Genomic DNA, 10,565 nt, shown 5'->3' on the forward strand with positions numbered 1-10,565 from the left:
CAAATAATTTAGCGCTTTTACAAATAAAAAAATGAAAAGAAATATCTGCATGGCATTGCTATGCCTTTTTATCACCCATTTTGCGATGGCTCAGCACCTATCAATATCGCACATTGTTGCCAATGATAGTATTTCCATCGAAAGAGAAATAAGCTCACTGGCGGCTGGTGTAATGAAAAGTTATACTGACGAGAACAGGAAAGATCTACTTGAAAACGAGTTTAAACTGCAAATGCTTACCGGCGATTACCGCGCATCGCTGGCAACCATCAAGGCATTGTATGCCATTTCGTTGCAGGTGAGCCCTTATAAAATACCCAGTTACCTGGCTTATGAAATATTTGCAAAAAACATGGTCGGGCAGGTCTCAAACCCGGCTGCTTTTGCAAAAACATACACTGCCTTGTTCAATAGCACACTTGAAAAACTTGACGATAAATCTGCCTATTGCAGCTATGGCAGCTTTCCTCGTTCTGATGGGATCGGTGCATTAAAAGACGCTTTTCAGAACGAATTATCATCAGCGCAAAAAAAAGAGAAGCTATCCATATCCGAAGCGTTACTGCTTTGTATAAGTTATTACGATCTCCGATTTTCTCAGAAAACGTCAGCTATTGTAATGCCGTTGATTATGGCCGATTGTAGAAGGCGGTATAAACTTAAAAGCCAGTTGGTGACAATTACAGGTGACATTAGAATAAATGTTGTCACCGTGCTTAAAAAGGGCGATACCCACCCCCAGCCTGCGGCACTGCAATACACTATTTATGCCGATAGTACCGATCTGCGGCTGTTTGCGCCAGCCGCTTACGGTTATGCAGCTGTCACAGCCTACAGCCGTGGAAAAGGCTTAAGCCCGGATAAGATAGTTCCGTATGAACATGACGGCGAAGACGCCAACGCTATCATTACCTGGATAAGCAAGCAACATTGGTGCAACGGCAAAGTGGGTATGTACGGCGGTAGTTACAATGGTTTTACGCAATGGGCAGCCGCAAAATACCATAACCCGGCGCTCAAAACCATCGTGCCTTATGTAGCGGCCATACCGGGTTTGGGATTGCCTATGGAAAACAATGTGTTTTTAAATGCTAATTACGGGTGGGCATTTTATACTACCGATAACAAGTATTTGAACAACAAGGTTTATAACGATCCGTCCCGCTGGCGCTCGCTCAACTGGAAATGGTTTAACAGCGGCGCAGAATACAACAAGATCGACAGTGTAGACGGCAGGCCTAACCCCTGGCTACAGCGCTGGCTTAAGCATCCCGATTATGACAGGTACTGGCAGCAACAGGTACCTTACCAGCATGATTTTGCCAACATTAATATCCCTGTGCTTACTTTCGAGGGCTATTATGATGACGGACAGATATCAGGTCTGCATTATTACCTCGAGCATTTACAATATAATGCCAAAGCAGATCACTACCTCATCGTAGGTCCATACGATCATTTTGGAACGCAAAGCGGCGGAGTACCGGTACTGCGCGGTTACAAAATTGATCCTATCGCGCTGATGAGTACCCGGGATATTACCTTTCAATGGTTCGATCATATATTCAAAGGTGCCAAAATGCCTGAAATTATCAAGAACCGGGTAAATTACGAGATCATGGGTGCAAACAAATGGAAGCACGTACCATCAGTAGCCCGGATGGCCGATGAAAGGTTGAAGCTGTATCTGACCGACCTAAAAGACGGGAAAAATTATATGCTTTCAACATCGAAACGCCAAGACAAAGCATGGCTGGCTGAAAACGTTAATCTTGATGATAGAAAGACCCTGTATGGCGACTATTATCCCTTTCCCATAATTAAGGATAGCATTGATCGCAGCAATGGATTGTTTTTTTTGAGTAAGCCGTTTGATGAACCCATTACGGTAAGCGGCATTTTCAGCGGTGAACTGAAGGCTATCATAAATAAAAAAGATATGGATATTACCGTAACTCTCTATGAACTCACACCGGATGAGAAGCACTTTGAACTATCATATTTTTTGGGACGCGCCAGTTACGCGAGAGATATGACCAGAAGAATATTGTTACAGCCGGGCAAAGAAGAAACTTTACCGTTTAAACGTACCCGCATGGTGAGTCGGCAATTGGGTAAAGGCAGCCGTTTACTCATTGTTCTAAATATAGATAAAAATCCGTTTGCCGAGGTAAATTACGGCACAGGGAAAAACGTAGCAGAAGAAACGATGACAGATGGGAAGATTCCGTTAAAGGTCAAATGGGCAAATGGCAGCTACATAGAAGTACCCGTTATGCGATAGTTAAGGTAAAAGTGCAAGCAAAACGCAAGCCTCAATCGGACTAAACTCGAACCGCGCTTGACTGAAAGTATGAGAGTTTTGGGTGTAATTATCTAACGGGTTCGAGCCCGGTCTGGGGAGCCAGAATGGACAAGCACGAAAAATCGGTCGCTTGCCCTTCGTTTTTACCTCTTATTTCACTGCTAACCAGGTAGATATAGGAATATAATTCGCCCGTAAAAGCCGTTCGATGTTGTAATTCTTCGAAGTGAATTTTTGGGGGTACATCGAACGATCAATTCTCTTTCTTCTGAACTTGTTGATTTTGAGTAAATCAATCAAGCTGGGTTAATTTTCTAATCGCTCTCCGCAGTATAGGTCCAATGTTATCGGCCTTTGATTTGGTCGCTGCTGCCTCTGCCAGCTTAGCTTCCAAAACGTTTATTTTATACTCGTTCTCGGATTTGATAGTTTTATAATCCGCATCATCTATGTCTCCGTTTAAAAGAAGCTCCCGCGCTTTGGCGATACGACTGTTTAAATCATTGATCTCCTTGAGCAATTCAGAACGGGAAATCACCTGCGTAGTGTTCTGGCTCTTATAGGTATCGGTAATAACCTGGGCGAATAGTTCAGCAAAATCTTCCTGTATGGTAAATTCCTTTACAGCCTCATTAAATACTTTATTCACATCTTCGGCCTTGAACCCGCGTCGACAGTCGGATGAGCAGTGATAATTGTAATAATAACCGCTACGCCCTTTTGATGCGCTGCCACACAAGATGCGGCTGCACCTTGAGCATTTGATAAAGCCACGTAACGGTAACATCTCCGGCGAATGAACCATAGTCTTTTCGACTTTCTTTTTGCCGCTAAGCACGTCCTGTACATCATAGAATAAGGATTCCGATTGATACCTTCATGTAAGCCTTTAACCGTATGCGCGGCTTCATCCTTATACTTAACGATCAATATAAGGGTCACTACAGGTGATACGGATGTTTACGCGCAACAGGTTATGCACAAACTTTTACGCTGAAAAGCAACAGCCTGGGCGGTCAGTTCACCAATGAGTTTTTGGCTGGAAATTTTGGCTGTAATGACTCTAATCATTCACCGCAGCTTAGTTGGAACGGTGCCCCGACAGGTACCAGAAGTTTTGCGGTTACCATGTATGACGCGGACGCGCCGACAGGAAGTGGCTTCTGGCACTGGGTGATCGTAGATATTCCATCACAGGTGCTGGAGTTAAAAGCCGGTCAAGGCGACGCTAAGACAGATCAGGCACCCGCCGGGAGCCTGCAAAGTCAGAACGACACGGGATCGCCGGGATACCAGGGACCTTGTCCGCCTACGGGAGATGCTCCTCACCGGTACCTGATCACGGTCTATGCACTGGATACGGAAAAGTTGGGCACTAATGCCACGTCGACTGCGGCACTTACTGGCTTTATGCTTAGTAAACACACCTTAGCAAAAGCATCGCTGGCGATATACTGCAAACGTTAGTACGGCAGGCAAGCTGTTACCAATAGCATATAGGCCAAGCAGTTTTCCATTGTCAGAATGGATTAGCTAAGCATCGACGAATACAAAGCTATCTTTCAAATTCAATCCTAACTAAATCCTAAAACAAGGATCAAGATCTGCCGCTTTTTGTAAAGGTCGGACTGCTAACATGCAGTTGATCAGATTCCGGGAACTTTCCAGGATCGCTTGCTGAAATGCAGGATGAAAGTTGCCGCCGGCGACCTGTCGCCAGTGCCCGGAAACCAGCTCTTTTTGCAAGAGCATATAATGTTGATCAGGAGTAAGGATCAGGCATAATACACCAGGTTGGTATTCATCCTCGTAAAAGGAAATTTCAAATGAATAGTGTTGATCCAGGTACAAACTAAGGCTCATAAGTTCAGGTTTGATCAAATATAAAAAGCAATTGTGATCTGTATAAATTTAAAAGCCAAATCTTTACTCTCAATAGGAATATATCTTAAAGGTTTGGAAGGGTCAACCAACGTCATTCTCATTGAATGCTTGTGGGGTGTATAGCGAACAAGCTCTTACTGCGCTTCGTGCAGTCCGTTCATTTTCTTTCTGACAAAACATAACAGCAATGCTATTGTTAGGATCTAATTATTGACATGCCTGATTATGAGCGTATTTCCTGTGCCAGCAAATGAAGCAGAACGGCTGAAAGCCTTACATGACTATGAGATCCTTGATTCTTTGGCAGAAAATGAATTCGATCGCATTACCCAGCTGGCCACGCTTATTTGCGATATGCCTATATCTTTGGTATCCCTGATCGAAAAGGACCGGCAATGGTTCAAATCCCGGATCGGTTTGGAGGGCAGCGAGATTCCCCGCACGTTGGCCTTTTGCCAGTATACGATCATGGAGAAAGCGCTTATGGAGGTCCCGGATGCCAGCAAGGATGAGCGCTTTAAGCAGTACGACCTGGTTTCCGCCGGTCCGAAACTGCGCTTCTACGCGGGTTACCCGCTTGTCAGTACGGAAGGCTATGCCCTCGGGACGATCTGCGTGATCGATTACAAGCCTAACAAATTGACGCCAAAGCAGGCCAGAGCGCTGGAATTGCTGGCTGATGAGGTCATGCAACTGATCCGGGAACGCCGGCAAAAAGAAGAGCTGCGCAACCTGGAGAAGTTGTTCAATCTTTCGGGCGACCTGATCTGTATCGCCGGCGGCGATGGTTATTTCCGGCGGGTCAATCCGGCTTTCCAGCAATTGCTGGGCTGGAATAAAAGCGAGCTGTTAACCACACCCTTCCTGGAACTGATCCATCCCGATTACCGGGAGGTCACCCGCCGTGAATTGGAAAGCCTTGCTGGGGGCCAACCCACCGTCAATTTTGTTATTCGCCTGCTGTCCAGGGATGGTGGTTATTTTACCCTGCAATGGACAGTTGCGCCGGAGGAAGGGACGCGGAACCTGTTTGCCATTGGCCGCGATATCTCGCTGGCAATCCGACAGCAGGAAGAGTTGGAAAGCGCACGTAAGGAGGCTGAACAGGCGAGTATTGCCAAGTCGGAGTTTTTGGCCAACATGAGCCATGAGATCCGCACCCCGCTTAACGGGGTGATCGGGTTTACCGATCTGGTCCTTAAGACACAGCTCAGCGAGATCCAGCAGCAATACCTGACGATCGTAAACCAGTCGGCCGGCGCGCTCCTGAGCATTATCAATGACATCCTGGACTTTTCCAAGATCGAGGCGGGGAAACTGGAGCTGGAGATCGAAAAATGCGATCTCTATGAACTGGCCGCACAGGCGACGGACATTATCAGCTACCAGGTCCAGACCAAGGGTTTGGAAATGCTGCTGAATCTTTCCCCTGAACTGCCGCGTTTCATCTGGACGGATACGGTACGCTTGCAGCAGGTGCTGGTGAACCTGCTCAGCAACGCCTCGAAATTCACGGAACATGGCGAGATCGAGCTAAAAGTGGAGAACCTGACCCCAGGATCTGAAAACGCCCTGTTCCGCTTTAGTGTCCGGGACACCGGGATAGGGATCAAACCGGAAAAACAGCACAAGATATTTGACGCCTTCGCGCAGGAAGATGGTTCCACGACCAAGAAATATGGTGGGACGGGTTTAGGGCTGGCGATCTCTAACCGCCTGCTCGGGCTAATGGGGAGCCGCCTGGAGCTGGATAGCACACCGGGCCAGGGCAGCAGGTTCTTCTTTGACCTGCGTCTAAAGGCCGAAACCGGGGAACCGGAGGAATGGGAGAACCTGGAAGCGATCAGGCGGACACTGATCGTTGACGATAATGCGAATAACCGGTTGATCCTGCAGGAAATGCTTGGGCTGAAAGGTATCGCCAGCGTACAGGCGGCCAATGGTCTCGATGCCCTGCAACTGCTTGCCGGGGGCGCGCAATTCGATGTGATCCTGATGGATTATCACATGCCCTATATGGATGGTTTGGAAACAATCCGGAAAATCCGCGAGAACTTTACGACCGGAGGGCTGCAACCGGTCATGCTGCTTTACAGTTCCTCTGACGATGAAAAGGTGATCCGGACCTGCGAGGAACTTCAGGTACGGCAGCGGCTGGTCAAACCGATCAAGCTGCAGGACCTGTATAACAGCCTTTCCAGGCTTCATAAAAAAAACCCGGTTGCGATACCGGCTCAGCAAGCTCCGGAAAGCACTAACCGCAACTGGTCTATCCTGATCGCGGAAGACAATATGGTTAATATGCTCCTGGCGCGCACCATCCTTAAACGCATCGCGCCCAACGCTACGTTGCTGGAAGCGGTCAATGGAACCGCCGCTGTAAACCTATGTCGCCAGCAATTACCCGACCTGATCTTCATGGATGTGCAAATGCCGGAACTGAACGGTTACGAGGCCACGCAGCAGATCCGGGCGCTTGAAAAACAGGGGCGGGTACCGATCATCGCGCTGACCGCCGGTAATGTACGGAGCGAGCGTGAAAGGTGCCTTGAAGCGGGAATGGATGATTTCGTGGTCAAACCTGTGGTGGAAGAAATGATCGCTGCCGTGCTTGATAAATGGCTTACGGGGGATGAACAATTATCGTCCGACCCGGGAATGACCGATCAACTGCATCATATGGATGGCGATACGCTAAAAAGCTACACAGATGGGGATCCTGAACTCTTAATAGCGATTCGTCAGCTGACCAGGTCAGAGCTGGAGGATGCGGTGGGACTTTTAGAAAAGCAGGCAGCATGTAGTGACTTGGCCGCATTAAATGCCACCGGGCATAAATTGTACGGTACGGCTGCCTCAGTAGGTCTGCCAAGACTGGCCCAACTGGCCAGGGCCTGGGAACAAATGAAAGCAGTTGACCACCATATGATATCCGCATTATTAACCCGCACGCAGGAGGAAGTGAGACAGGTGCTGAACCTGTTGAAAACCGAAGAGGACAATATTGCGTAAACGTATAGACCTAATTTATTTTACGCATATGCCCCTAAAAGAACTCGAACGGCTGGCTGCGGTCAACCGGTTTTTGAAACTGGAGATCAGTAAAGAAAAAGAATTGCAGGAGATCGTGGAACTGGCGGCGCAGATCTGCGGCACCCCCACAGCCCTGATCACGCTGATCGATCAGGATACGCAGCACATCAAATTCAAGGTGGGCTTTGATCCGGATAAGACTTCAAGGAAAGAGGCTTTTTGCAGCCATGTCATCAAACAGCAGGACGTGATGGTCGTTGCTGACGCCCGGGAAGATGAGCGCTTCGCATTCAATCCCCTGGTAACCGGCGGTCCTAAGATCCGTTTTTATGCCGGCGCGCCGCTGACCACAGGAGACGGGCAGCACCTCGGCAGTCTTTGTGTGATCGACCAGCAACCGCGAGCGTTGTCACCTACCCAGCAGCAAATGCTCAGAGCTTTGGCTAAGCAAGTGATCCAGTTGTTGGAATTTGATACCAGTTTGCAGATCCTTAAACAGCAATACGTTGCCGCCAGAGAATCAGAAATCAAGTTGCGTTCTTTTTTTGAGAGCGAAAGTTCCTGCCACCTATTGATCGGGAGAGAACTTGAAGCACTGGCCTTTAATAAAGCGCTGGCTGACTTTGTACAAACGATATTCGGCGTAAGGATCGCCACCGGTATGAAAGTAACTGATTATATTAATGGAGGCTATGTAAAAGAATTTATCAAGAATTACAAGCTGGCATTTTTAGGCCAGCCGGTTAAGCTAAAACGCAAGCTGGAATACCCCGGCCGGGCCATTTGGTGGTACTTTTCTTTCGATCCGGCACGCAATCAAGATGGCGAGATCATTGGCGTATCCTATAACGCCACTGATGTTACCCAATTGGTACAACAGGAAGAGAAGGTGTTGGCTCAAAATCGTTCGCTGGAAGAAATTGCCTGGATCCAGTCCCACGAACTCCGGCGACCGGTAGCCTCTATCATGGGCGTGATGAACGTGATCAAAGAGGGAGCCTACCAGGCAGAAAGAGAAGATCTCGAGATGTTGGAGAAGGCGGTTCTCGAATTGGACGAACGGATCAAACAGATGGCCAGGATCTCTGAGAACAATGCCTGAATTTGCCGGATCCAATTCCGGTGGGCTATCAGCCTTCACCGCAATTGAACTGAAGGCTGAGCAGGACGATTAAGGCAATTTTTAAGATTTATAAGAATGAGGAGAACTTTTATTTGTATGACCGGCTGCGTGAGCTTCCTGATATTAAGTTCGTGCCGCAAAGGTCCTGCAGCGATTACCAAACAGTTTCTTAATGACATTCACGATGGTAATTTTAGCGGGCCAAACGTACTGCCGGACCCGAAGTTGCCCGCGGGATCGACATCATTGAGCAGGATCATCAGGCTATCTTTAAAGGAAGAAAATGGCAGTTCAGCCAGATAGCGGAACATGTAACCGGCGATAGCGCACGGGTTTTTTACCTGGTCAGTCTGGCTGACCATACGGAGATCCGGCAATCGGCAAAACTGCGATATCAAAAAGAAGATTGGCTGATCTCTGACATCAGTAATGTTAAGGTGTCCTATGCTAATCGTTTGATCCCGTTATACCGCTATAATTTAGCGCCGGGAAAGGGCCTGGTTACGCCTCTTGATCTGGGCTACGCAGCAAAAGCTGAGCTTTTAAGTCATATCGGTCGGTATGTAACCGTTTCCGGTACGGCGGCAGATATCCGCCTAGTTGCTGATCCGCTATTGGTAAAACTATCCGACCGGCACGGTGAGCCACTATTAACTGCGGTGATCAATGGCCGGGCAAGAGATAAAGCGATCATGGTGTATCACTAGTATGCTGAAACAGATAAGTTGGTGAAAGACCCTTTAGGGAAAACGTTTACATTGACTGGCTTGCTTCTGCTGCTGCACGGCAGCCTTTGCCTGGAGATTCATACGACAGATGATATCGTTATCGGACCGTTCCTTCGGGCAGCTAAATAAAGGTTCCAATCGATCGGCCAACGATCGGACGTCAAACATTCCTGTCGTAATGGCGTTATTTGCTCGTATAGTTTAACCTGATCATGAACAAAAAAAGTCAGCAAATGATAACTGCCAACCGTCTTCCGCTAATGATATTCTTTGTTTTTATAATAGCTATTTACGGCTGTAAAGGCGATCATCAGAATCTGGGCAGCCTGCAACAAGCCACCACCGCCCCGGTTCAAGCGACGATGATCAGCGATAAAAGCAATAAAACAGCAGCGATTAAGCCTTATTATACGGTCAGGTACGCTTCCCAAAATTGTAATTTCCTGATCTGTATCAACGATGTGCCGGTTTTTACCCATACAGACGGCGGTGCTATAAATAGTGAGATGCCCATCAACCACCTGATCCTTCACAGCGGTTCTCAAAAAATAAAATACGTGCTGCTTCCGCTCAACGGGCAGACATCTTTACACATTAAAAGTTCTTTGGATATCAAAATCATAAAAAGTGATGCTGATGATATCTCCAACAGCACGGATGTGGCTACGTTTAAAACGCTCTCAGCTACTCAGCCTAAGCAATCTCAGTTGCAGGAAATACAACAATTTAACGCTGCGGTGCCTTACCAGGTAGAAGGCTGGCAGCATGGAGCAGATCTGCAGGGCGCCCCCTCGGTCCACTCGGAATTACTGCATGCTTACCAAGATATTTTACGAGTGATCAAAGCCAAAAATTTCACACAATTGAAAAAGTATTTCGCACTCAAAGTAAAAGAAGCGGACATTGCCACTTATTCTGATGATAGCAGCACCGCTGAAGACTGGAAAGAATTTACAGATTATTTATCAAAACCAGGCGCGCACTTCACCCTGGATACAGCCAACTCTAAGCTATACGTCTTCGGCGACGGGAAACTGGTCACTTTATTGACACCCAACAGGCAATCGGCCTTGCGCATCTATGACCCAAAAGATAAGAGTGAATACCTGCTGCCACTGTATTTTTACCGCAAAAGCGCCGGTCAACCTTTGACTTTGATCCGTTAACTATGATGGAGACAGGAAGCAGCGCAGAGACAGGCCATCAGCCAACCATAACGGCTGCGTTAACCGCCGGCATATTTTTCACTCTGATCATATATAGCACTTGTACAGAAGCAGATAGCGATGATGCGCTTTCAACCCTGGTTTGGGTATTCCCGGTCCTTTCTGTTTTAACATTAGGCTATGTGCTTACTTACCGCGATAAGTTGAGCCGAATTTTGCTCGGCGTGTTTGTCCTGATCAGTATTATTGGCTATTTGTATTTTGCATTTGTAAAAGGCATGGCAGCCGCATTTTCACATGGATGAAAAAACTTGAACTAAATACGC

Annotated in this window: 10 protein-coding genes; 8 read left to right on the top strand and 2 right to left on the bottom strand. The window is 47.5% G+C overall.

The features are described from left to right. The first annotated feature begins 31 nt into the window (after window positions 1–31). Window positions 32–2,284, top strand: a complete 2,253-nt coding sequence (locus BLS59_RS27330; protein WP_091155711.1) for a CocE/NonD family hydrolase — start codon at window positions 32–34, stop codon at window positions 2,282–2,284. Window positions 2,285–2,597: 313 nt separating this feature from the next. Here the strand turns inward: BLS59_RS27330 and BLS59_RS27335 are convergent, their stop codons facing one another. Continuing rightward, complete coding sequence (locus tag BLS59_RS27335) at window positions 2,598–2,954, bottom strand: hypothetical protein (protein WP_143014260.1); 357 nt, start codon at window positions 2,952–2,954, stop codon at window positions 2,598–2,600. Between the two features lie 386 nt (window positions 2,955–3,340). On the opposite strand from BLS59_RS27335, the gene BLS59_RS27340 reads away from it, so the two are divergent. Then, on the top strand, window positions 3,341–3,772 hold the full coding sequence (locus BLS59_RS27340) for a YbhB/YbcL family Raf kinase inhibitor-like protein (protein WP_240315357.1): 432 nt from the start codon (window positions 3,341–3,343) through the stop codon (window positions 3,770–3,772). Window positions 3,773–3,883: 111 nt separating this feature from the next. Here BLS59_RS27340 and BLS59_RS27345 read toward each other — a convergent pair whose 3' ends face one another. Next, window positions 3,884–4,168 (bottom strand): hypothetical protein, encoded by a 285-nt coding sequence (locus BLS59_RS27345; RefSeq protein WP_091155725.1) that lies wholly within the window; start codon window positions 4,166–4,168, stop codon window positions 3,884–3,886. Window positions 4,169–4,414: 246 nt separating this feature from the next. Between BLS59_RS27345 and BLS59_RS27350 the strand changes: the two genes are divergently transcribed. The 6 genes from BLS59_RS27350 to BLS59_RS27375 all read left to right on the top strand — a co-directional run bounded on the left by BLS59_RS27350 (window position 4,415) and on the right by BLS59_RS27375 (window position 10,544). Continuing rightward, window positions 4,415–7,201, top strand: coding sequence for a response regulator (locus BLS59_RS27350; RefSeq protein ID WP_091155729.1), 2,787 nt, complete (start codon window positions 4,415–4,417; stop codon window positions 7,199–7,201). A gap of 28 nt (window positions 7,202–7,229) precedes the next feature. Then, window positions 7,230–8,324: a GAF domain-containing protein gene (locus BLS59_RS27355; RefSeq protein WP_091155731.1), complete on the top strand. Its 1,095-nt coding sequence runs from the start codon at window positions 7,230–7,232 to the stop codon at window positions 8,322–8,324. A gap of 96 nt (window positions 8,325–8,420) precedes the next feature. After that, a complete protein-coding gene (locus BLS59_RS31395; protein WP_143014261.1) occupies window positions 8,421–8,648 on the top strand; it encodes a hypothetical protein in 228 nt (75 codons plus the stop codon). Window positions 8,649–8,800: 152 nt separating this feature from the next. Continuing rightward, on the top strand, window positions 8,801–9,052 hold the full coding sequence (locus BLS59_RS27365) for a hypothetical protein (RefSeq protein WP_143014262.1): 252 nt from the start codon (window positions 8,801–8,803) through the stop codon (window positions 9,050–9,052). 233 nt (window positions 9,053–9,285) lie between these two features. Beyond that, complete coding sequence (locus BLS59_RS31885; RefSeq protein WP_091155743.1) at window positions 9,286–10,239, top strand: hypothetical protein; 954 nt, start codon at window positions 9,286–9,288, stop codon at window positions 10,237–10,239. 2 nt (window positions 10,240–10,241) lie between these two features. Beyond that, a complete protein-coding gene (locus tag BLS59_RS27375) occupies window positions 10,242–10,544 on the top strand; it encodes a hypothetical protein (protein WP_091155748.1) in 303 nt (100 codons plus the stop codon). The last annotated feature ends 21 nt before the right edge of the window (window positions 10,545–10,565 follow it).

The organism is Mucilaginibacter pineti, assembly GCF_900101875.1.
GTDB classification, from domain to species: Bacteria; Bacteroidota; Bacteroidia; order Sphingobacteriales; family Sphingobacteriaceae; genus Mucilaginibacter; species Mucilaginibacter pineti.